Genomic DNA, 22,762 nt, shown 5'->3' on the forward strand with positions numbered 1-22,762 from the left:
CATGCTCTCATCACGTTCCCGTATGGCATCGACTCTGCCTTCAGCTATGCGGAATCGTCAGTTTTTCTGCGCGGTCAAGCAGGAAGCCGATCACATCTTTTTTCAGGTCGTTTCTTGACAGTGAAATATCGATGGTCGCTTTGATGAAGCCGAGCTTGCTCCCCACGTCATAGCGGTTCCCTTCAAATTCATAGGCCATGATGCTCTGCTGCTCGGCTAACTGCACCAGTGCGTCGGTCAACTGGATTTCCCCATTCACCCCTGGTGCTTGATACTCCAATATGTCAAAGATTTCGGGACGCAAAATATAGCGGCCCATGATCGCCAGCTGCGATGGGGCATCATGCACGGCAGGCTTTTCCACCATGTCCTGGACACGGAAAACCCGGCTGTTGGATGCAACCGGCTCTCCCCCGACAATTCCGTAGCGGCCTACATCCGACAGCGGCACTTTCTGCACACCGATCACATTGCTCTCAAACTCATGGAAAATATCCATCAGCTGGCTCAGGCACGGAATTTCCGACGTTACGATATCATCCCCCAGCAGCACGGCGAACGGCTGGTTTCCGATGAATTTCCGCGCGCACCAGACCGCATGGCCGAGCCCTCTCGGCTGCTTTTGGCGAATGTAATGGATATTCACCATGTTGCTGATCCGCTCCATATCCTTCAGCTCTTCGAGCTTGTTGCTCGCTTCCAGAATCGCTTCGAGTTCATATGACTTGTCAAAGTGATCTTCAATCGCTCGCTTCCCGCGTCCGGTCACGATAATGATGTCCTCGATGCCTGATGAAATGGCTTCTTCCACGATATATTGAATCGTCGGCTTATCGACAATCGGCAGCATTTCTTTTGGCTGGGCTTTTGTGGCGGGCAGAAATCTCGTCCCTAATCCGGCTGCAGGTATAATCGCTTTGCTCACTTTCATGACGCCATCTCCTTCATTATTTCGTCAACCCCATCGGCTGCGCTCCGCTGATTGCCACACGCATCTTTTCGCTCGGTTTGACGCTGTCGATCGCAGCAATCTCCGCGTTCTGATAGATCGGGGGAGATGGCTGGATGACCACGTAGGTCGGAACGATTTTTTTCAGCTGTGCGATGATCTCCTCCTGACGAATGCTCCCTTTGCGAAAGGCGATCAATTCGAGTTCAAACAGCGATTGCATCAGGCCGTTCCAGGAAAACGCAAGCGAGTTGCTGATGAAAATACGGTCGTGCTTCGTCGCCGTCAAGCCTTCTTCCATGGTGAACAGCTCTTCAAACAATTTTTCTCCGGGGCGCATGCCGGTATATTGAATGTGGATGTCTTCGTCGAGCACCAATCCCGACAAGCGGATCAGGTCGCGGGCCAGCTTGTCGATACGGATGGGCTGCCCCATATCGAGAATGAAGATTTCCCCGCCATCGGCGAACGCTCCCGCCTGTATGACAAGCTGCACCGCCTCCGGAATGGTCATGAAAAATCGCTCCATCTCCGGATGCGTCACCGTAACCGGTCCGCCGTTCTTGATTTGCTTTTTAAAAATCGGCACGACGCTCCCGCGGCTCCCCAGCACATTGCCGAAGCGAACGGTGACGAATTTGGTTTGGCTGATCCGATCGAGGCCCTGAATGATCATCTCGGCGATGCATTTGGTCGTACCCATCACGCTCGTCGGATTGACCGCTTTATCGGTAGAGATCATGACGAATTTGGAAACTCCGAACTGATGCGCGCACTCCGCAACATTTTTTGTCCCGAAAATGTTGTTTTTCACTGCCTCCAGCGGGTTCTGCTCCATGAGCGGGACATGCTTGTGCGCTGCGGCATGGAAGACAACCGATGGCCGATGCTGCTCGAACACGTCCCACATCCTGCCCTGGTCCCGAATGTCCGCGATGATCGTTTCGATCTGCTGCTTGCGCAAGCGCCCGCTCACCAGCTCCTGCTCAATCTCATGGATGCTGTTCTCCCCGCGCCCAAGCAAAAGCAGCTTTTTCGGGCGGAACCTGCTGATTTGCCGACACAATTCCGAACCGATCGATCCGCCGGCACCGGTCACCAAAATGACTTGGTCTTGCAAATAGCCGGCGATTTCCGACAGGTCCATCGTGATCGCCTCCCTGCCGAGCAAGTCTTCGATCCGGACATCGCGGATTGCTTGAATGGTAACCTTTTCATTGACAACGTCTGATACGCTGGGCAATAGTTTGATGCTGGCGTTCGTATGCTTGCATACCTCGATGATCGCGGCGATTTCTTTCTTGGGTGCGGACGGCATGGCGATCACGATATGGGTGATGGCATGCCGGATTACCAAGTCTTTGATCAGCTGTCTCGATCCGAAGACCGGCAATCCGAGGATGTGCAAATTGTGCTTTTTGCTGTTGTCATCGATGAACCCGACCGGGACCAGCCCGGAATCAGGCGATTGCAGCAATTCTTTCGCGACCAGTGTTCCCGCGTTGCCAGCCCCGATGATCAACACGTTTTTGCTCGTCCGATCCGTTTTGGCCCGCAGGAACGCGTTCGAGTAGATCCGCCAAAAGATCCGCGTGCCCCCAATCCCGATGATGATCAGAAAGAAGGAGATAAGCTCGGTTGACAACGGACTGTGGAGCTGCGGAAAAAACACATCGAAGATCAAATCCAGCAAAAAGATGCTGATCTTTGCAAGCGCCACCGATTTGACGATGGCCAACAGCTCTCCTACGCTCGCATACCGCAAGACTCTCCGGTACATTTTGTATTTTCGCAAGAGGATAACCGTCAGGAGACTATTTGCGAGGATCGACACCAGCAGGCTGGCCACATAGTCAGGCGGAATGTGGACGTCAAAGCGGAGCGCATAGGCGAGAATTACCGCAGCCGCGACCGTGCACACATCCAAACCGCCAAGAATCCACATTCGTTTCCGGTAATCCATATGTTTTCCTCACCTTTTCTCACCAGATGCCATGTGTTGCAATACGGGTCACTTGCATATTTTCAGCATCGTTTGGAGGATGATCTGGATATCTTTGAAAATGGATGCCTCGTTGATGTAACGCAAATTCAACTGTAATTTGTCCGGCATGATGTGCTTGATATAGGTGTCCTCGGGTTCATCCGCCTGATCGAGCAGCAAGCTCTCGTCTTTGTACTTGATGGAAGCCCAATCGGTAATGCCGGGCTTCACCTGAAGCACTTTCCGCTGGCTGTCCGTATAGTACCTCACGTAATAAGGAACCTCGGGCCTTGGCCCAACCAGACTCATCTCCCCCTTCAGCACATTGAAAAGCTGTGGAAGCTCATCCAGCTTGTATTTTCGCAGGATTGCCCCGCTGCGCGTGATTCGCGGATCGCGGCCGATCGTCAGCAGCTTTTGATTGCCGGACCCGGCATGGACCATCGTACGGAATTTGTAGATCCAGAACAGCCTTCCGTGACGGCCCACTCTTTGCTGGCGAAACAGGATTGGCCCCGCCGAATCTGCCTTGATCCACAGAGCGATCACCAGCAAGATCGGGCTGATCAGCAAGACGCCTGCCCCTGCGAGAATGACATCGATCATTCGTTTCATCATGAAATAGGCTCTGTTCATCGCCCTATCTCCGGTACTTCTTCACAATGCCGACCACAGCATCGATGACGTAATTCACCTGTTCGACCGTCATGCCCGGATAAAGCGGCAGCGAAATCACTCCCTCATATGCTTCCTTGGCGACTGGATAATCCTCGATCCGATATCCCGCCTGCTGATAGTACGGATGAAGAGGAACGGGGATAAAATGCACGCTGGTGCCGATCCCCTCTTCCTTCAGCAGGTCGATGAATTCATCCCGCGTGATTGTCAGCGCGCCTTGCCTAATCCGGATAAAAAACAGATGCCACGCATGCCGGTGCTCTGGCGAATCGACAGGAAGAACAAGCTCTTCCAGCTGGGAAAACGCATCGAGATAGGCGTGCGCATACGTCATGCGGATTTGCTGCATATGCGCAAGTCGCTCCAATTGCCGCAATCCGAGCGCCGCCTGCAGATCGGTCATGTTGTATTTGAAGCCGGGGTAACGCACCTCGTAGAACCAGCTTCCCTTGTCCGAATAGCGGTTCCATGCATCCTTGCTCATGCCGTGCAAGCTGTAGGCTTTGAGTTTGTCCGCCAATTCCGGATTGTTCGTGGTGACCATCCCGCCTTCGCCGGTTGAGAGGTTTTTCGTAGCGTAGAAGCTGAAGCATGTCAGTTCGCTTATGCTTCCGACCGGTTTTCCATGATATTGGGTATACACGGCATGGGCAGCATCCTCGATGACCGTCAGCTTGTATTTGTCCGCAAGCGCGAGCAGCGGCCGCATGTCGCACGGGTATCCGGCAAAATGAACCGGGATGATCGCTTTCGTTTTCGGCGTGATCATACGCTCAACTTGCTCCGGATCGATATTCAAGGTGACGGGATCAATATCGGCGAAAACCGGCTTCGCCCCGCAATGGAGAATGGTATTCACCGTGGCGACGAAGGTGTACGGCGTCGTGATCACTTCATCGCCTGGCCCCACTCCGGAAACCACTTGTGCGATATGCAGGCCTGCCGTGCACGAGCTGAGCCCGATCGCGTGAGCGCTGTCCACGAGCGATGAAAAAGCTTTTTCGAATTCCAGCGTTTTCGGGCCTTTGCTGAGCCAGTTGGACCGAAGGGCGGAGACGACTTCCTGAATTTCCTCCTCACCGATATACGGGAGAGCATATGGTACTTTCACTTGTGTTCACATCCTCTTTTCGTTAATGGCCGTGCCCGCATGTTGAAGCTGGCTTGAGCGTCCCAATGCGTCTTCATAGACGTCAATCATTTTCTTCATCATCATGTCAACCGTGAATTGCTCTTGATAGAGCTGCATGCCGGCTTTTCCCATGCTTTTCCGCAGATCAGGGTTCAGCAGCAGCCGTTCCAGCTTTTCTTGCAGCGTGCGGGCATCTTGCTGGGGAATCAAGCAGCCGGTCACCCCCTCGACGATCGCTTCCGAAACTCCTCCTACCGAAGACGCGATGACGGGCAAGCCTGCGCGCATCGCCTCTAAAATGCTGAGCGGAAATCCTTCCCACTTGGAGATGAGCAAAAAGATTTGCGCTTTCGCCAACCGCTCGGGGATGTCGCGCCTTGCTCCGTAAAAGTGAACCTTGCCGCCAAGTCCCAACTCTGCGGCCAATTGCTTCATCGGTGCGAGCAGCGGACCGTCCCCGACCAAATCCAATTCCCACGGGAGGTGGCGCAATGGCGACAATGCGGTGAGCAGCGTGCGATGGTCTTTTTGTTCTTCAAACCTCGCAATCATGATCAGCCGCACCTGCTCGCGGCCAGGGTCTGCTAGCAGCCCGCGATCGATCCCGTCCACCCCGTTATGCACCGTGACGACCTTGCGCTGCGAACCGACGCGATAGCGCAGCGCCAGCTCGCGATCATACTCGCTAACCGTGATGATCCTCGTGGCAAAAGGCGCTGCCAGCCTCTCCACCATCCGGTAAAACAACCTCCTGCGGGGCGGCACCCCTTCCGTGAATGCCCACCCATGCGCGGTGAAAATCGCCGGGATGCCGAGCGACCTTGCCGCAAGCCTGCCGAGCAGCCCTGCCTTTGAGGAGTGGGTGGCGACAAGTTGGGGGTTGTCTCTTTGCAATGCTTCGCGAATTTCCCAAAACGCTTGCCAATCTTTCGTTACGGAGATCGGTCGTACCAAATGAGCCAGTGCCCGATAGGGAAGATTGAGCTTGCCGATCTCCTCGGTGAACGGGCCTTCTCCTCCTGCATAGATGATGACCTCGTTGCCCTTTTTCACCAAATGCTTTGCGATGTCCAGCACATGGACATGTGCCCCCCCAATGACTTCCGAGCGTGTGATGATCTGGACAATTTTCACATTCATTCTCCTTCTGCGGAAATTCGCGTTCGACTGTTCCTAGGAATCCATCGCCATCTCGCCCACAGGGAGGATGTTTTTGGCCTTCATCAATCGGCGATACATGATTTCCCAACGATCCGCAACCAGCGTGAGGTCATAGCAATCCACGACATGATTCCTGGCAGCTTGTTTCATCCTGTTTCGGGCATCCTCCGGCAATTCCATCAGCCTCATCATCGACTTTGCTAGACTTTCCGCATCGCCCGGCTGCGTCAATCGTCCGCTTCTCCCATGCAGAATCACCTCATGATTGCCGCCGACTCTGGTTGCCACACAGGGCAATGCGCTAGCTGATGCCTCTAGCAGGACGATCGGCATCCCCTCCCAATCTGAGGATAATACATATGCATCTGCCGCCTTCATTAGAAGGGGGATGTCTTTTCTCACACCCAAAAATCGTACGTGCCGCTCAAGGCCCAGTTCAGCGGCGATCCTCTCCAGCTCCTGTCTTAGCTTCCCTTGCCCCACAATCAAAAGCACAGCGCTAGGAAATCGTGTCGTGATCCGCGAAAATGCCTCCAGCATCAGCGGGTAATTTTTTTCCGGCTCCAGCCGGCCGACCGCAAGCCAAACATAGCTGCTCTCGACATCGTGCAGTTTCCTCGCCAGTTGTCGCCCCGCATCATCCGGCGCGAATTTGTCCACATCAACCCCGTTTGGCATAAACTCGATTTTGTGCGCCGATGCAGCTCCTACGCGGACATAGCGCTCAACCGCAGCCTGGCTGACGTTTGTCGTCAAATCGCACAGCCACTCGGTGAGTCGGTAGGCCCATTCCCGCCACTTCCCCCCCTCCTTGATGTTATGGGCAGTGGAAATGAGCACAGGCACGCCCGCGATCGGCCTCGCGATGCGCGCGAGCAGATTGGCATGTACCATATGGCTGTGCACGACGGATGGCCGCCATTTCCGCAGCAGCCGAGCCAATCGAAAAATCGCCCGCGGGTCGGGAACCCCGCGCGACATGTTGAGCGACTCTACCGGTATCCCGTTCTCGGACAATTCCTCCACATATGCAAGCGGCGGGATCAACGTCACCACCATGACCTCCCAGCCGCGCCGCTTAAACGCGATCGCCAAATTGACAACCTGCGTTTCAGCACCTCCATACGTAAGGCCGGTTGTGACCAATGCGAGACGAAACGGTCTGGCCTCTTTCCTCACAAATAACTCCTCCTCGCTGCAGGGCGCAGCTTCATGTAGACCCACGTGATCCCGCCGCCAGCTGCGATATAGAAAACGGCCATCAGCATATTGACCGGATCGTTATAGATGACCGACTTTGCGATCCATAACCCAAACACAACGGTCATAATCGCTCGGAGCGAACTGGGATAAATTTTCGTCATTTGATGCTGGAGCACTCTCGCAAAGATGCCGAACAAGACCGCGAGCACCGGTGCGCCAAACACGCCCAGATTGTAGACACCAAGAGAGATCATGTCCGTTGGAATTTCCCCGACGAACCCAGGGTCAATGAAATGCGTATTGATCGTTGAGATTTTGTCAGGAATCGGCGGCATCCAGCTTTTGGGGATCAAATAGAGAACAGCGGTCGGATAGTCGAGAAACAACCGTGTTGAAAAGAAGCCGTGGTACGTTTCTTTTACAGACGTGTAGATGGATACAAGCGGAAACGAGAACTCTTTCAAATAAAAATCGAAAATGTCAAACTGGGCCAGATGGCTTTGCTCGGCTGCTGTGCTTCCCAAGAGGGCGTCTTTCGCAAGCGCGATGGCGGAACGGCTGTAGTAAAGCAAAATTCCAAACGTAGTGAATAATCCGGCCGTTTTCCACATGCGCGTGTCTTTCGGATTGTTGATCATGCGGGTTAAAAAAAAGGTGAGAATGTAGGTAGCAAGGCCCAGTCTGCCTTCCCATGTCAGCAAAACATAGATGGAAAAGAGAAACGACACTGCGAAGCCTGCCCACAAATGCACGGGCTTGCGGAAGCGCGGAGCCTGGTACATAAGCCCGCAGTAGAAAAGATAGGAAGAAAACATGGACAGCCCGCCGAACCGCTGGAGAAACGACCATGAATTTTCCACATCGATCCAGCCGCCGCGGATCGCGGTCGTATAGTGAAAAATGCCGATAAAACCTCCGTACGCTTTGGTGTAGAGATAATAGGAGACAAACGAGAGGAAAAAGAGCACCCATGCCGGAACGGTGATGTTTTTGATGCAGAAGGTTTCATCAGCCAGCGGTTGGGGCTGGCGGCGGACACAGAAATAAGTGCCGATCGACCAGCCGAGCCGCATCGCGAAAAAAAAGGCCGTCACCAAACAGACCAGGATGATGAGAAAGCTTTCCTCCGCGAAATCGCCATAGACGCCCCAGTAATGGGGCACGCGGTTTTCAACAGCCCAGTACCAAAGAATTGGCGCAACGCCGAAAAAGAGAATGAACACCAGCGTAATCAAGGTCAAATAGTCTGCCCGTTTCATTCGGCTGACGCGCATGATTTCCAGACTGATCATGAACAAGGAAAAGACGGAAAAAAAGAGGAGAACCCCTGTCATACCGTCGTCCTCTGCAGCCCGCTTCCTTTCGAAGACACGTGTACAAGCAGGTCCGCATACTGCTCGGTGATGGTCCCGGCTGAAAAGGCGGCCGCCCGCTCCTTCAAGAGCGATGACGGAAACGGATTGCGGAGCGCTTCCGCCATACCGGCAGCCAAACTGCCCGCATCGCCCGGCGGCACCAGTATCCCGAACGTGCCGCCATTCAAAATTTCATCCGGACCGCTTGGGCAATCCGTGCTGACGACCGTACAGCCGCATGCCATGGCTTGGATTAATGCGCCGGGCAGCCCTTCCCATGTCGACGAAAGAACGAACGCGCTCGCTCTGGACATATAGGAGAACGGGTTTTGCACAAAGCCTGGCAAATCGACATCCTCTCGTACGCCAAGTTCCACGCAAAGCTTTTCCAATGTTTGGCGCTCCTCGCCTTCCCCTAAAATGATCAGTCTTGCCTGCGCCTCGGCACGCAGCATGGCGAACGCTTTCACTAGCGTGGGAAAGTCTTTTTGCTTCGTAAGTCTCCCCGCCGCCAAAAGGACAGGCGGCTCTCCTTCACGCAGCCAGGGATGGTCATTGTGTTCTTCCGCTTTTTCCAGCAAATCGGCATTGACCACCGGATTATAGATGACGTGAATCTTTTCCAGCGGAATGCCAGCGTGCGACGCCAAATCTTGAGCGACGCCGGCAGAGACGGAAATAATCCCGTCTGCATGTTTGTAGAGCCGCTTGATCAAAAATGGCAGCAGTTTTTCCTTCATGCTTCCTGTGTGTCCGGTCACGCTTGAGAGCGTATTTGCCTCCCTGATTACGATGCTGGTCGGAACGCGGGACAGCCGCTTGGCAAGCAGGGCCGCTACATTGGCATGATCCAGCGTCGTCAAAAAAACGGAGGGCCGCTTTTTTTTCAGGTACGCCATCAATTTGGGAATCGCCCACAGCACGCGACTGGCATTCAGATCGATAAACCGAATTTTCCCCTCATACTGGTCTTTGTACGCTCCCTCTCTTTTGGCCACGATAAAATCCACTTGTATACCTTGCGCAATGAAGCCCTCCGCCAAATTCAGCATCATGCGCTCGGCGCCGCCACCGGCCAGGTTCGGCAAAAAGATAGAGATGCTGGTCAGTTCGTTTCGCAAGATGACAGCTCCTTTCCGATCGCTTGGCAGGACATCCCTGCCTCCCTGTTTCAAGTGACGTCAGGTTCCGCTTTGCCGTACTCCCGCCCTTTCCGAACGATGATTCTCCCCGCATACAGAATCAAAAACACGTTTGCAACTGCGCCGGTAAGCGAGTATAGCAGCAAGGAAAGCATGACATCGTGAAAATACCCGCCCATGATGATGGACAGCGCGCGCAGCACATTCGACACGATCCCAAAAATGAGCGCAAATTTGTTCAGATGGTAGACCGTCAGTGCCGTCGTGCTCGGGACGTTGATGAAGCTCGTCAGCACCCAGAGAACCAATACGCTGGAAAACGTACCCGCCATCATCCAATGCTCGCCAAAGACGAGATGAAAGAGTGATTCACCATACAAAATGACGATCAAGCATGGCACGATGGCGATTGCCAGCAGGAGGAGGGTCAAACGGACAAAGTAAGGAAACATGCTGTTCCCGCCGTTATGCAGCTCGGACGCCTTTTGAAGAAACACTTGCTGGACAGGCTCGGACACAAAGTAGATCGGGGTAATAAGGACCCGGTACGTCAGGGCGTAAAACCCCGCCATCTCCACGCCGAAAAAAAACGTCAACAAAAAAATGGGCAGCTGCTGTGACAGCGAATTGAACAGTGCTTGCGGAGTGCCGTAGAGCGGAAAGCTGGCATATTGTTTGGCCAGTGCCATCATCTGCTGGGGCGAAAAAGAAGATTTGACAGCCTGCCTTTGTGTTTGGAGGTACTTTCCCATCGATTGCAATGCGTTTACGGCATCGCCCGAAACTTTGCCGCCGATCAGCCCGTACACACCCGAAAAGTTGGCCAGCAGCTGCACCGCAATCGTGGTCAGCGACCGTGACATTTCGGTGATGGACAAAAATCCGAATTGCTGCTTCCGCGTATTCCAATACCGCATGATTTGCGAGATTCCCAGCAACAGGATGCTAGGCGGCACCCACCAAAACAGGGACTCGGGCACTCGAAACAAGGTCGCGAGGTACCCGCGGGCAAAAACGACGATCAGCAGGACAAGCGCCGTACATGCGCCGACAATGCTTAGCGCAAGCGCGGTCAACGCTGCTGCATCTTCTTCCTTCTCCGGCAGCACGATCGTCTGCTCGTAGCGCAAGCAGATGATGACGCTAAGGACCGAAATGATCGCGGTAAAAATGCCGAAAATCCCAAAAGTCGACGCGTTATACATGCGGCTGATGACGGGAGACGCTGCGATCAGCAGCAATTGCGAAAATGCGCTTCCTGTCATCAGGATGAATACATTTCGCACAAAATGGCCGGAGAAGAGCGTCAGGATTCGTTCCATGCCGATTCACCCGAACGGAACCATTCTACAAAGCGCCGCAAGCCGGTCTGAAACTCGGTCTTTGGCTCGTACCGCAGCCATTCTCTTGATTTGGATAAATCCGCCCACGTGTAAGGGACATCTCCTTTTTGAATCGGCAGCCAGTCAAATGCCGCTTTTCGCCCCAGCTCCTCCTCCAGGCCGCTGACTACGTCCAAAAGCAGTACCGGTCTGTCGCTGCCCAGGTTGAAGGTTTCGTACAGACAGTCCCCATCAAATGCCATGGCGCCCGTAATCCCGGCGATGACGTCGCTCACATACGTATAATCGCGGCTGCTCTTTCCGTCGCCAAACAGCGTAATTTTTTCACCGCTGCTGATTTTGGAAGCGAAGGTATGAATCGCCAAATCGGGACGCTGGCGCGGGCCATAAACTGTAAAAAAGCGTAAAGACACGGTTGGCAGCTTGTAGCAATTCGCATAGCTTCTGCACAGTGCCTCGCCGGCCACTTTGGTGGCGGCATAAGGAGAGAGCGGCCGGGGGTGTTCCGCTTCAGAAAACGGCGTATGGGGCGAATCGCCATACACCGAGCTGCTTGATCCGAAAATGAACTTTTTCACACCGGTATGCACGCTTGCCTCCAGCATATTCAACGTGCCGTTCACATTCGTTTCCACGTAGCCTCTCGGGTCCAGCAAGGACGGCCGCACCCCGGCCTTCGCAGCCAGATGCACGACGATCTCCGGCCGCTGATCGGATAGTATGCACGCCATCCTCTCGCCGTCGCGAATATCCGCTTCGATGAACGTGTAGTTGCGATAATCGCGTTGGTTTCTCAGATTGCGCTCTTTTCTTTCCCGCTCATAGAAAGGATCAAAATTATCAACGGCAACCACTTCATCTCCCTGGCGCAGGAGATCATCTGCCAAATGGCTCCCTATAAACCCTGCGCCGCCTGTGATGAGGACTCTTCTTCCCATGACTCATAGCACCTGCCTATCCCCCTGTAAATGAAACCCGCTTGCGTTAGTGCGCTTTCATCCAGGACATTCCGTCCATCAAGCAGAAAGCGTCTCTTCATTTTTTTTCCGAGCTTGTCATACGGCAAATGGCGGAACTCCTCCAGCTCGGTCGCCAATACGACCGCATGGCAATTTTCAAAGAGATCCTCCGCCGTCTCGCAATACTCGACGAAAAGCTCCGGATGCGCGTCCTGGCATTTTCGCATGGTCATCGGGTCATACGCCTTTACGTGTGCGCCCAGCTCGTTTAAGTGGCGGATGATCGCAATCGCGGGTGAATCGCGCAAATCATCTGTATTGGGCTTAAACGATAAGCCGAGAATGCCGATCGTCCTCCCCCGCAGCGCTTTCATATGCTCCTTCAGCTTGCGGACCACCTGCTCGCGCTGCCGCTCATTGCTGTCGATCGTCGCTTGTACAAGGCGCATTTCGCAGTCATACTGGCGACCTGTATGCAAAATGGCTCTCGTGTCCTTCCCAAAGCAGCTGCCGCCCCACCCGATGCCTGCCTGCAGATAGCGCGGGCCAATCCGTTTATCCAAGCCCATGCCTTTTGCCACTTCCGCGATGTCCGCCCCGACTTTTTCAGCAAGGTTGGCGAATTCGTTGATGAACGAAATTTTCATCGCCAGGAATGCATTCGCGGCGTATTTGATCAGTTCCGCACTTGCCTGATCGGTAGAAAAAAAGGTGGGCTCAGCAAAACGCTCGGGGCGCGGCAACCCTTGCGGCGGAATAAAGTCCTGCGCAATCAGCGGCTGGTACAGGCGCCTGAGCACGTCCCCAGCAGCCTGCGACTCGACCCCGATCACGATGCGATCCGGATAAAATGTATCGAACAACGCCTCCCCTTCCCGCAAAAATTCCGGGTTCGAGGCGACGTGCACGTTCTGGAAGATGCCTCTGCGCCGCAGCGTCTGCTCGATGATCGAGCCGACTCGTCTGGCGGTCCCGACCGGAACCGTCGATTTGTTCACGATCACCGGGTATGCGCCTTTCGAGAGACGCTGGCCGATGATGGCGGCGACCTCTTCGACGTGGGTCAGGTCAGCGTCGCCGTTTTCTTTGCTCGGTGTTCCGACCGCAATGATCACGACATCCGCTTGCTGATCGAAATCGTCCCAATCGGACGTGAATCTGATTGTGGCGCGAGCTTCGTTCAAAAGCTCCTTTAGCCCCCGTTCGCGAATCGGGACGTTCCCGCTGTTCAAACACTTGATTTTGTCGTCATCTTTGTCAATCAATGTCACGTTGTGCCCGATGTAAGCGAGTGCGCTCCCCGTCGTCAACCCTACATAGCCGCTGCCGATAATGATTACATTCAAAGTCCGATCACCTTCTTCTCAATATGGTTGGTAGAAAAAACAGTGTTCGCCTTTTCGGCGGTTCCGCCGGTTCCCAAACGATGCATGGCTGGCCCCGCAGGATCAATTCTGCGTTGGTGAGAAGCATGTCGCTCACGTCCGGATGGTGCTTTCGCAAATAGGTGTAAGCCGCCGCCAGCTCCGGTTTGCGTCCCGCCATGTTGTGTCCGTCGCTTGCGATGATATGCACCAAATTGTGCCGGAACATCGTATCTGTCAGCCGTCTGATCCGCCATCCCCGCAATCCGATCACGCTCGCGGCAGTGACTTGCATGACGGCACCTTGGTAGATCCATTTCACCAGCCGTTCCGCATGTTCTTGCAAATAGCTGTTTCGTTCCGGATGGCAGATGATTGGCGTAATCCCTCGCGTGGAAAGCTCGTACAGCATGTCATCGGCGAACATCGGCAGATGGTGGCTGGGCATTTCAATCATGACGTATTTTCTCTCGTCAGCCAGGCTGAGGCTTTCGCCTGACAGGATACGGTCAACGAGGTCCAGATGCATATGAATCTCGGCCCCTGCATGCAGCTGGATCGCAATGCCCCGTTGATCGAGCCGCTGCTGGAGTTCGAGCACCTTGGGTACGATGTCATCACGATGATTCACATAGATCCCGTTATGCGTATGCGGAGTGGCCACGATATCCGTGATCCCGTCTGCAGACGCATGCCGCGCCATCTCAACGGCTTCGTCCCAGGAGCTGGCGCCATCATCGAGGGCAGGCAAAATGTGGCAGTGCAAGTCAATCATCGGTCATCACCCGCAATGGATAAAGTTAGTAATGATACACGTTGGTATCCATCTTTTTGTTGTTGAGCACAGTGCCGATCACATTTGCGCCGACATGGTCGAGCAAGCTTTTCATCCGCTCCGCATTTGTCTGCAACACTTTACTGGCCCGCAATACCAAAAGGACCGCATCTACATAGCTGGCGAGAAGTTGTCCATCTGTAACGGGCAAAATCGGCGGTGCATCGAACAGGACGATATCGTAAAGCCGGCCAAGTTCATGAACGAGCGACTGCATCGCATTGGATTGGATGAACTCGGTAGGATTGGGAGGCGTTGGCCCTGACGTGATCACATCCAAATGGATCTCCGGTATCGTGTGGATGATTTCGGGAAACCGGGCTTGCCTGGTCAAGTAATTGGTCAGTCCGACACGGTTTGTGAGCTGGAAAGCGCGATGCACGGTTGGACGGCGCAAATCCGTATCGACCAGGATCGTCCGTTTGCCTGTCATCGCCATGACAACAGCCAAATTCGCGATGGTCGTCGTTTTTCCTTCGCCCGGCCCTGCGCTCGCCACCATCAAAGTTTTGATTTTTCGGTTCAGTCCGGCAAACTGGATATTGGTTCTGAGCGTGCGGTACGCTTCAGCAGCGGGAGACTTTGGCTCATGAAGGCATATTAACTTGACAGGCGCTTTCGCTTGTTTCATTTTGCCTCCCCCTCTCTTCCATCAAAAAGCTTCTCTCTTTTTGTCGCGCGTTTTTCATTTTTTTCGACTTGATCTCCGGAATGACTCCAAGAACGGGAAGCTTGAGAACAGCGTCGATTTGGGCCTGCTCTTTGATCGTAGTATCGAACATTTCAAAGAAAAGCGCGATCGCGCATCCTGCGCATAGCGAAAGGATAAAGGCGATGGTCATGTTCAAGTAGGGTTTGGGACTGACCGGCTTCTCGCTGTCCAGTTGGGCTTGATTGAGAATGGAAACATTTCTCACGTTCATGATGGAGCCGAGATTGGAAGAAAACGAATGGGCGATCTCATCCGCAATCCGGATCGCTTTCTGTGGGTCTTCATCTGTTACCTGAATGGAGGTGATCAACGAATCTGCCGGCGATGCGACGGTAATCTTTTTCAAAAACTCTTCCGATGTCATCTGCAGGTCTAATTTCTTGATCACATCCTCTGTGATGTTGCGGCTTCTGATGATTTCCTCGTAGGTCCGCAAAAGGATTTGGTTCGCGCGCAATTGGTCATAGCCAATCTGATTATTCACCTGCGGAATCTCCACCAGCAATGTGACGCTTGCCTGATACTTCGGCTTGAGGATGTAAAAGCTGAAGCATCCCGTGGCAGATACCGCAAGAACGATGAGGATGACGATCATCAACCATCTGCGCAACAGGACTTTGACATAATCCCTGAAGAAAAAAGATTCCATAGCTCTGCTACTCCTTTTATCTCGATCTTTTTTCGCCGCAAGCCATTGTATCGATCGTCCAATGCTGCATGTCTCTAGGGTATTGTTCTTGGCACCATTTAGAACAGCAGCGCCTTCGGGAAGCTGGCTCGTCTCCCATCACCGTTTCTGTGCCCGCTGTACGTGCCCGCTGCCCTGGTATCCATGAGGATGTTGCCGGTGCCAGTTCCAAGCCGATTGGATGATCGTACCGATATCGTCGTATTGCGGCCGCCAGCCTAGCTCGGCTTTTGCTAATTCCGACGATGCGACGAGGATGGCCGGATCGCCACTCCTTCTCCCCATGATCCGCGCTGGTATCGGATGGCCGGTTATCTCCCGCGCCAGCTCGATCACTTGCTTCACCGAATAGCCAGTACCATTTCCGAGATTAAAAATGCCGCCCTCCCTGCTTTCCCTCAGCCTTTGCAGGGCAAGATAGTGGGCGCTTGCCAAATCCATCACATGAATGAAATCGCGGATGCACGTCCCATCTGCTGTCGGATAATCGTTGCCATAGATCGCGACATACTCGCGTTTTCCCAAGGCTGCTTCCAGGACGATCGGGATCAGATGGCTCTCGGGCACATGGTCCTCGCCTAGGGTCCCATCCGGATGCGCCCCCGCCGCATTAAAATACCGGAGCGATACCGCATTCATCCCGTAGGCACGGCTGCACCACTCGATCATTTTTTCGATGGCCAGTTTGGTTTCTCCGTACGGATTGGTGGGCACCGTCGGATCGCTCTCTTCAATCGGAATGTTCGCAGGTTCGCCGTATACAGCCGCAGTAGACGAAAAAACGAGATTGCTCACGCCATGCTGACGCATTTTTTTCAACAGCATGTGGGCGCCGAGGAGATTATTATCGTAATAGCCGAGCGGATCGATGATGCTTTCACCAACAAGCGAGCTTGCCGCAAAATGAATGACCGCTTCAATCGCATGCTCGGTAAAAATGCGATCGAGCAAAGCAGAATCCTGTATATCGCCCTCGTAAAAAAATGGTGTTGATACCGCCTGGCTATGACCTGTCGTTAAATTGTCGAGAACAATGACGTCCTCTCCACCTGCCACCAGCTCCGCCACCGTATGGCTGCCGATATAGCCTGCGCCCCCCGTCACCAATATGGCCATGAAACCACCCCACAGTCTGTTTCTCTCGTTATGCCCTATTCAATCTGTATGTTGGACAGCGTCATTATTTGCCTAGTCCGGCTGGGACTTGCCGATTTTTTTCTTGTCCACGAATGACGGACAACTCATTGGAACACTTATCGTATAGAAAAAGGCTGCCGCATTTCGCGACAGCTTTCCTGTGTTCTTCTCGGCTTTTCCATTTTGATTCCGCCATCTTGCTACTTTCCAACGTTTTTTTTCGCTTGCAACAGTTGCTGCAAATAGTGCAGGAGCGGTGCGCGCAATTCTTGATTGTCCAGCGCGAATTCGAGCGTTGTCGTAATGAAACCGAGCTTATCCCCAACATCATAGCGCTTTCCTTCAAAACGATAGGCGTATACCGTCTGCCGCTCATTCAGTTTCTGAATGGCATCCGTCAGCTGGATTTCTCCGCCTGCACCTTTTTCGTGTCGGGACAAAAAATCAAAAATGTCTGCCGTCAAGATGTAGCGCCCCATGATGGCCAGATTCGAGGGCGCCGCTTCCTTCGGCGGCTTTTCCACAAAGGTGCGGACGCGGTACAGGCTTCCCTCCCGGTCGAGCGGATCGATCACCCCGTACCTGGAAATATCGTCTATCGGCACCTCCTGCACCCCGACAACCGAGCAATTGACCTGCGCAAATATGTCGGCAAGCTGCTTGATGCATGGTTGGTCTGCACGGACAATATCGTCTCCCAAAAGAACGGCAAACGGCTCCTCCCCGATAAATTTGCGCGCGCACCAGATTGCGTGCCCTAAGCCAAGCGGTTCCTTTTGCCGGATATAGTGGATATTCGCCAGTTTGGACGATTTGCGCACCATTTCGAGCCATTCGAGCTTCTGCTTTTCCAGCAACAAGTGCTCGAGTTCAAATGCATGGTCAAAATGGTCCTCGATTGCCCGCTTCCCTTTTCCCGTTACGATGATGATGTCTTCAATGCCGGCTTCCACCGCTTCTTCGACAATGTATTGAATCGTAGGCTTGTCGACGATCGGAAGCATTTCTTTCGGCATGGCTTTGGTCGCAGGTAAAAACCGTGTGCCCAAACCGGCAGCCGGAATGATGGCTTTCTTGATTTGATGTCGATTCAAGTAAGTTCCTTCCTTCTCCTCTTAGCAGCTGACTTGTCAGCGAAACATTTCCGAAAGTGCGTCCTGAAGCGCCGACAGCTTAGCATCTGCATCTTGTTTCGTGTCCTGCGAAAACGCGCTGAGATAAATCTTGATTTTTGGCTCTGTGCCGGATGGCCGGATTGCTACCCATGATCCATCCGCAAGCAAAATTTTGACGACATTGGCGCTTGGTAACTCGAGCGGTTCTGTCCGCCTGTTCTGCACCATAATTTTTGTCTGTTGCTGGTAATCTTCCACCGCACGGACCGCAATGCCCGCAATCTGTTCCGGCAGCTCATGACGCAATGCCGACATGATCGCCTGAATCTTCTCCTGCCCTTCTTTTCCAGGCAGCGTAAAAGACAAGAGTTCTTCTTGATAGTATCCATATTTCTCATAGATCTCTTCTAACACCTGGAACAAATCTTTCCCTTGCCCTTTATAAAATAATACCATTTCCGAGACAATCGCTGTCATTTGCACGGCATCTTTATCCCGCACAAAGTCTCCGGCTAAGTAACCATAGCTTTCCTCATAGCCGAAAAGAAAGGTGTGCTCGCCAGTACGCTTGCACTCCTCAATCTTGTCGGCGATAAATTTGAAGCCGGTGACCGTATTGATCGTCTTGACCTGATGCGATTCCGCAATTCGCTGCCCCAAATCAGACGTTACGATTGTTTTTAGCAAGAGTCCATTTTCTGCAAGCTCGCCTTGTGCGGCTTTTTGTTCCAGCAAATAATGCAGCACGAGCGCTCCCAGCTGGTTTCCGTTCAACCGGCTGTACCCTTGTGCCGTACGAGCCAAAACGCCCAGCCGGTCGGCATCGGGGTCCGTCGCCAAAATGACATCCGCGCGCTTTTCTTCAGCGAGCGTCAATGCCAGCGCAAAAACGTCCGGGTCTTCAGGGTTGGGGGCGTTGACGGTCGGAAAGCGCCAATCCGGCTGCTCTTGCTCGCTCACGATATGGACGCAGCCAAATCCCGCCCGCTTCAACAAGCTGGGCACCAGCTTCGCTCCCGCGCCATGCAGAGGCGTATACACGATCGACAGGCTGTGTCCTTGCGCTTCATTGCGTGCCCTTTGCTGCAAAAGGCCTTCGACATCGTTCAGATACGATTCGAACAGCTCCGCCCCGATTGCGACCGTTTCAGCCGCCTCGGCCTTGTTGTCCCTGGGCGTATCGATACGGAGCGGATCAGCGATCTCCTGGATTTTTTCGTAGATGCGCCGCGCCGATTCCTCGTTGATTTGTCCGCCTTCCTCATTGTACACCTTGATCCCGTTGTACATCGGCGGATTGTGACTCGCTGTAATCACGAGTCCGGCAAAAGCGCCCAGCTTGCGGATCGCGTAAGACAACAAGGGAGTGGGCGAAATCTCTTGGAATACATACACCTTGATTCCGTTTCTCGCCAGCAGGTTTGCAATTTCCCCAGCAAATTCCTTCGAATACTTGCGGGAATCATAAGCGATCGCAATCCCTCTGTCCATCGCCGCCTGTCCATGCTCCCGCACATACCGGGCCAACCCCTGCGCTGTTTTTCGCACGGTGTAGACATTGATCCGGTTCGTACCCGCTCCCAGTAGTCCCCTGATGCCCGCCGTACCGAACTCCAAATCTTTATAAAACCGGTCTTCCACCTCTTTGAACTGATCCTGAATCTGAAGCAATTCCTCTTTCAATTCAAGAGGCATGTCTGCCTCACTCAGCCATCTGCTGTAAATGTTTTCATACAAATCCTGTTTCGTTTCATGTTCCGACATAGAATCGTCACTCCTACGATACGATTTTGGTCTCTTCCCATTTGCGCAACCTTTATCAACATATGCGAAAGAGCCGCATCGATTGACTTGCTGTTATTTTTTCCGCCATCGTTTTTTAAGTTTCGTAGAAAGAAAAGAATCGAAAGCTCATCGCCTCCGATTCTTCCTTTACACATGCAACCGATTCGTAATCTCATCCAATCCCTGCACGAGCGCCGCCAACTGTTCCGAGGCAGCGGCCTGCTGCTCGGTTGACGCCACCGTCATCTCGATCTGGCTCTCGATCTTGTTGATCTGGACCAAAATTTGCGCCAGTGATTGCTGAATTTCCTGTGATGAATGTTTGGCCCGGTCCGCCAGCTTGCGCACCTCGTTGGCGACGATCGTGAATCCGCGCCCGTGCTCGCCTGCCCGCGCCGCTTCAATCGCAGCATTCAAGCCAAGCAGGTTGGTCTGTGACGAAACTTCCGCGACGAAATCGCTCAGCTTCTCGATTTCTTTGCTTTGCGCTTTCAAGATGCTCATCGATTCAGCGATCTCCTCATGCGATTCCGCCAAGGTTGTCGCCGATTTCGCATATTCGCTGGCGATGATGGTCACCTCGCGGGTGGACCCGCTCAATTCTTCGGCGACCATCTCCATGTTTTTTCGATAGTTCACATTCTCGCGCTGGGTATCGCCGATATACTGCTCCAAAATGATCGCGGAATCAAAGTACAGGCGCTTGCAGGCAGCTTGATACAGTTCGTAAGCATCCGGCAAGCCGGACGCCTTTTCTGCGATCAACCGCAAATAAATCGTGTATCCGCCCAAAAACCAATCCGCGGACAAGCCGATACGGGCATGGACAGCCCCGACCTTTTGTCTGCCTGCAATATAATCCGCATCGATCCGATCGCTGGCCAGCGACTGAAAATACCAAATCTGCGTTTTTTTCAGACGCTCTACGGTGCTGTTGGCCTGGATCATTTCAGCCAAATTGCTGTACGACCACAATTCCTTGTAAAATCGATCGACGACATCGTCCGCATGCTGCATAAAAAAAGCTTTATGTCGATGGAGCAACGCAAGATCCGCTTCCGTCACTCCATAATATTGGCACATTTTTTTCCACTTATCATCCACAACGATCATTCTATCTAGCGCCCCCTACATCTCGCATCACACTTCTACCCTGCTTCTCTCTATCTTAACAAGTATTGTAACAGAAAGCTTTCGCAATGAAGAGAGAAAAATAAAATAGGACCTAGCAACTAGATGACCAGGTCCCACACTTGTATCCTTATACCTTGAAGCGGGCGATCAGCTCCTGCAATTCTGCCGCTTTTTGCGACAGGGCGCCTGACGATGCCGCGACTTCTTCCATTGATGCCAGCTGCTCTTCTGCGGACGCCGATACGTTTTGCGTATTGCTCGCAGTCTGCTCGGCGATGCTTGCCACGTGCTCGATCGCGCCTACAACCTCCATGGTGAAGGTCGACATTTGCTTGGCTGCGGCCGAGACTCCTGCCATTTGTTCCGCGACCTGATTAATCGAGGTCCGGATATCGCTGAAGGATTGGCCTGCCGCATTGACCAGCTCGATGCCGCCTTCCATTTCAGCGGTTCCCACCTGGATCGATTGCACGGCAGCCTTCGTCTCGACCTGGATCGACTGGATGACGACGCTGATTTGTTCTGCAGAACGGGATGATTGCTCGGCCAGCTTGCGCACCTCGTCCGCAACGACAGCAAACCCTCTTCCTTGCTCGCCCGCTCGCGCTGCCTCAATTGCGGCATTCAAAGCCAACAGATTGGTCTGGGCTGCAATCCCGGCAATGACCTCGACAATCTGGCCAATTTCCTGCGAGCGGTCTCCAAGCCCTTTGACTGCCTCCGCGACTTGATTGATGGTCTGGCTGATCGCGTGAATTTGCTGGATCGCCTGCCCAATCGCCTCCGCTCCATCAGCGGCGACTTCTGTTGCCCGATTGGCTGCGCCGGAAACGGTCTCCGCACTCTCGACGATTTGCTCGGTGCCGCGCGACAGCTCCTCGACGACTCGGGCCCCTTCCTCCACGCTCGATACTTGCCGCTCGGAACCGGCCGCAACTTCCTGAATCGTGGTGGCGATATGTTCCGTCGCTTTGCTCGATTGTTCGGCGCTCGCGAGCAGCTGTTCCGCCGCAGCCGCGACATGCTCGGCGTTTGCGCTTGACTGGCCGATCAAGTCGCGCAGATTGCTTTTCATCAGGTTGAACGATTTCGCGAGTTCTCCGATCTCATCCCGGTTTTTGATGATGATGTCTTCCCCGGTCAAATCCCCTTCGGCAATCTGGCCCGCCATCGCGGTCATCCGTTTCATCGGCCGCGCGATCAGTCGGCTGACGGTATACGCGATGAACAAACCGAGTGCGACCGCGATCACAATCATCACCAGCGTATCGCGAATGCCGGTTTGGAAAATGTCGCCGCTCTCTTTGGTCGCTTTCGCAGCACCGTTAAAATTAAGCTGCACCAGCTTGTTGATAAACACGTGCAAATACTGGAAGCGATCCTCGGCGTCCTTCACCAGCAATATGCTGGCGAGCTTGTCCTGCTTGCGGCTCGCTTCAAGAATTTTGTTATGGACGGACGTATAAATTTCCCATTCCTGTTGGAACTGATCGAATGTTTTCTTCTCCTCAGCGGAAACGATCAATTTGCCATATTCCAGAAACGTTTGATCCAGCTGCTCAAGCGTTTTTTTCATATCCGCTTCGTATTTGTCCATCGTATAGCTGTCGGTTGAGGAGATGTGCTTCAGCTCGGTCGACACAAGGTGTTCGGCAAGGTAATTGATCTCATTCACATGTTTGGCCGCGGGCAGCCAGGTGCCGGAGATTTCTTCTGACTTGGAATTGATCGTGTACATTTTGTCGATCGCCAAGCCTGCAAAGATGGCCATGATGAGTAAAATTAAAGAAAAACTTACATATAATTTCCTGGAAATCGTAACGTTCATCGTTCTCCTCCATCTGTTCTTCTAGGGGGTAGAGGTACCTTGCAATATTTACCCAAGTAAAATAATACCATTCGAAAAGTTCAATAGGTATAAAATCTTCGCAAAAATACTTCGAAAAATGGCTGCGAAATCGCAGAAACGATAATCGTTCACGATTTGCCTCATACCAAATTTCATGACAGCAGATAGAATTCTAAAGTAAGAAAACAACCGTTGCAAGAATATTTTTAAAAATCAGGAAGAAAGACTCAGGACAGA

General features: G+C 53.2%; 19 protein-coding genes. All 19 read right to left on the minus strand.

Annotation, left to right across the window (positions count from 1 at the left end):
* Positions 1-40 precede the first annotated feature (40 nt).
* The 19 genes from galU (ACTID9_RS20605) to ACTID9_RS20695 all read right to left on the minus strand — a co-directional run bounded on the left by galU (ACTID9_RS20605) (position 41) and on the right by ACTID9_RS20695 (position 22,504).
* Complete coding sequence (gene galU / locus ACTID9_RS20605; RefSeq protein ID WP_441066751.1) at positions 41-931, minus strand: UTP--glucose-1-phosphate uridylyltransferase GalU; 891 nt, start codon at positions 929-931, stop codon at positions 41-43.
* A 16-nt stretch (positions 932-947) separates the two neighbouring features.
* The gene (locus ACTID9_RS20610) at positions 948-2,912 is read right to left on the minus strand and encodes a polysaccharide biosynthesis protein (protein WP_441066752.1); all 1,965 of its coding nucleotides are present in this window, start codon (positions 2,910-2,912) and stop codon (positions 948-950) included.
* Positions 2,913-2,960: 48 nt separating this feature from the next.
* The gene (locus tag ACTID9_RS20615) at positions 2,961-3,569 is read right to left on the minus strand and encodes a sugar transferase (protein ID WP_441066753.1); all 609 of its coding nucleotides are present in this window, start codon (positions 3,567-3,569) and stop codon (positions 2,961-2,963) included.
* A gap of 4 nt (positions 3,570-3,573) precedes the next feature.
* Positions 3,574-4,722: a DegT/DnrJ/EryC1/StrS family aminotransferase gene (locus tag ACTID9_RS20620; RefSeq protein ID WP_441066754.1), complete on the minus strand. Its 1,149-nt coding sequence runs from the start codon at positions 4,720-4,722 to the stop codon at positions 3,574-3,576.
* Positions 4,723-4,728: 6 nt separating this feature from the next.
* Entirely contained in the window at positions 4,729-5,877 is a 1,149-nt protein-coding gene (locus ACTID9_RS20625) for a glycosyltransferase family 4 protein (RefSeq protein ID WP_441066755.1), read from the minus strand.
* Positions 5,878-5,916: 39 nt separating this feature from the next.
* Positions 5,917-7,083: a glycosyltransferase gene (locus ACTID9_RS20630; protein ID WP_441066756.1), complete on the minus strand. Its 1,167-nt coding sequence runs from the start codon at positions 7,081-7,083 to the stop codon at positions 5,917-5,919.
* The gene (locus ACTID9_RS20635; protein ID WP_441066757.1) at positions 7,080-8,441 is read right to left on the minus strand and encodes a hypothetical protein; all 1,362 of its coding nucleotides are present in this window, start codon (positions 8,439-8,441) and stop codon (positions 7,080-7,082) included. Before ACTID9_RS20635 ends, ACTID9_RS20630 begins: the two co-directional genes overlap by 4 nt.
* Positions 8,438-9,583: a glycosyltransferase gene (locus ACTID9_RS20640; RefSeq protein WP_441066758.1), complete on the minus strand. Its 1,146-nt coding sequence runs from the start codon at positions 9,581-9,583 to the stop codon at positions 8,438-8,440. Before ACTID9_RS20640 ends, ACTID9_RS20635 begins: the two co-directional genes overlap by 4 nt.
* A 50-nt stretch (positions 9,584-9,633) precedes the next feature.
* Entirely contained in the window at positions 9,634-10,926 is a 1,293-nt protein-coding gene (locus ACTID9_RS20645) for a lipopolysaccharide biosynthesis protein (RefSeq protein ID WP_441066759.1), read from the minus strand.
* On the minus strand, positions 10,911-11,885 hold the full coding sequence (locus ACTID9_RS20650) for an NAD-dependent epimerase/dehydratase family protein (protein WP_441066760.1): 975 nt from the start codon (positions 11,883-11,885) through the stop codon (positions 10,911-10,913). Before ACTID9_RS20650 ends, ACTID9_RS20645 begins: the two co-directional genes overlap by 16 nt.
* The gene (locus ACTID9_RS20655) at positions 11,843-13,252 is read right to left on the minus strand and encodes a UDP-glucose dehydrogenase family protein (protein WP_441066761.1); all 1,410 of its coding nucleotides are present in this window, start codon (positions 13,250-13,252) and stop codon (positions 11,843-11,845) included. Before ACTID9_RS20655 ends, ACTID9_RS20650 begins: the two co-directional genes overlap by 43 nt.
* Positions 13,253-13,259: 7 nt before the next feature.
* Positions 13,260-14,045, minus strand: a complete 786-nt coding sequence (locus tag ACTID9_RS20660) for a tyrosine-protein phosphatase (RefSeq protein WP_441066762.1) — start codon at positions 14,043-14,045, stop codon at positions 13,260-13,262.
* A 25-nt stretch (positions 14,046-14,070) separates the two neighbouring features.
* A complete protein-coding gene (locus ACTID9_RS20665; protein ID WP_441066763.1) occupies positions 14,071-14,736 on the minus strand; it encodes a CpsD/CapB family tyrosine-protein kinase in 666 nt (221 codons plus the stop codon).
* A complete protein-coding gene (locus ACTID9_RS20670) occupies positions 14,693-15,466 on the minus strand; it encodes a YveK family protein (protein WP_441066764.1) in 774 nt (257 codons plus the stop codon). The genes ACTID9_RS20665 and ACTID9_RS20670 overlap by 44 nt, the downstream gene beginning before the upstream one ends.
* A 138-nt stretch (positions 15,467-15,604) precedes the next feature.
* Complete coding sequence (gene galE, locus ACTID9_RS20675) at positions 15,605-16,621, minus strand: UDP-glucose 4-epimerase GalE (protein WP_441066765.1); 1,017 nt, start codon at positions 16,619-16,621, stop codon at positions 15,605-15,607.
* 221 nt (positions 16,622-16,842) lie between these two features.
* Entirely contained in the window at positions 16,843-17,736 is an 894-nt protein-coding gene (gene galU / locus ACTID9_RS20680) for a UTP--glucose-1-phosphate uridylyltransferase GalU (RefSeq protein WP_441066766.1), read from the minus strand.
* Positions 17,737-17,772: 36 nt separating this feature from the next.
* Positions 17,773-19,521, minus strand: a complete 1,749-nt coding sequence (locus tag ACTID9_RS20685; protein ID WP_441066767.1) for a phospho-sugar mutase — start codon at positions 19,519-19,521, stop codon at positions 17,773-17,775.
* Between the two features lie 168 nt (positions 19,522-19,689).
* Positions 19,690-20,655 (minus strand): protoglobin domain-containing protein, encoded by a 966-nt coding sequence (locus ACTID9_RS20690; protein WP_441066768.1) that lies wholly within the window; start codon positions 20,653-20,655, stop codon positions 19,690-19,692.
* A gap of 148 nt (positions 20,656-20,803) precedes the next feature.
* Positions 20,804-22,504 (minus strand): HAMP domain-containing methyl-accepting chemotaxis protein, encoded by a 1,701-nt coding sequence (locus tag ACTID9_RS20695; RefSeq protein ID WP_441066769.1) that lies wholly within the window; start codon positions 22,502-22,504, stop codon positions 20,804-20,806.
* Positions 22,505-22,762: the final 258 nt, after the last annotated feature.

Source organism: Brevibacillus fluminis (assembly GCF_052072235.1).
GTDB lineage: Bacteria > Bacillota > Bacilli > Brevibacillales > Brevibacillaceae > Brevibacillus_D > Brevibacillus_D fluminis_A.

Coding starts and splice junctions, on each gene's coding strand:
- ACTID9_RS20615 (WP_441066753.1), bottom strand. CDS start 3,569: ATGAACAGAGCCTATTTCATGATGAAACGAATGATCGATGTCATTCTC.
- galU (WP_441066751.1), bottom strand. CDS start 931: ATGAAAGTGAGCAAAGCGATTATACCTGCAGCCGGATTAGGGACGAGA.
- ACTID9_RS20635 (WP_441066757.1), bottom strand. CDS start 8,441: ATGACAGGGGTTCTCCTCTTTTTTTCCGTCTTTTCCTTGTTCATGATC.
- ACTID9_RS20665 (WP_441066763.1), bottom strand. CDS start 14,736: ATGAAACAAGCGAAAGCGCCTGTCAAGTTAATATGCCTTCATGAGCCA.
- ACTID9_RS20645 (WP_441066759.1), bottom strand. CDS start 10,926: ATGGAACGAATCCTGACGCTCTTCTCCGGCCATTTTGTGCGAAATGTA.
- ACTID9_RS20650 (WP_441066760.1), bottom strand. CDS start 11,885: ATGGGAAGAAGAGTCCTCATCACAGGCGGCGCAGGGTTTATAGGGAGC.
- ACTID9_RS20690 (WP_441066768.1), bottom strand. CDS start 20,655: ATGATCGTTGTGGATGATAAGTGGAAAAAAATGTGCCAATATTATGGA.
- ACTID9_RS20660 (WP_441066762.1), bottom strand. CDS start 14,045: ATGATTGACTTGCACTGCCACATTTTGCCTGCCCTCGATGATGGCGCC.
- ACTID9_RS20610 (WP_441066752.1), bottom strand. CDS start 2,912: ATGGATTACCGGAAACGAATGTGGATTCTTGGCGGTTTGGATGTGTGC.
- galE (WP_441066765.1), bottom strand. CDS start 16,621: ATGGCCATATTGGTGACGGGGGGCGCAGGCTATATCGGCAGCCATACG.
- ACTID9_RS20685 (WP_441066767.1), bottom strand. CDS start 19,521: ATGTCGGAACATGAAACGAAACAGGATTTGTATGAAAACATTTACAGC.
- ACTID9_RS20695 (WP_441066769.1), bottom strand. CDS start 22,504: ATGAACGTTACGATTTCCAGGAAATTATATGTAAGTTTTTCTTTAATT.
- ACTID9_RS20670 (WP_441066764.1), bottom strand. CDS start 15,466: ATGGAATCTTTTTTCTTCAGGGATTATGTCAAAGTCCTGTTGCGCAGA.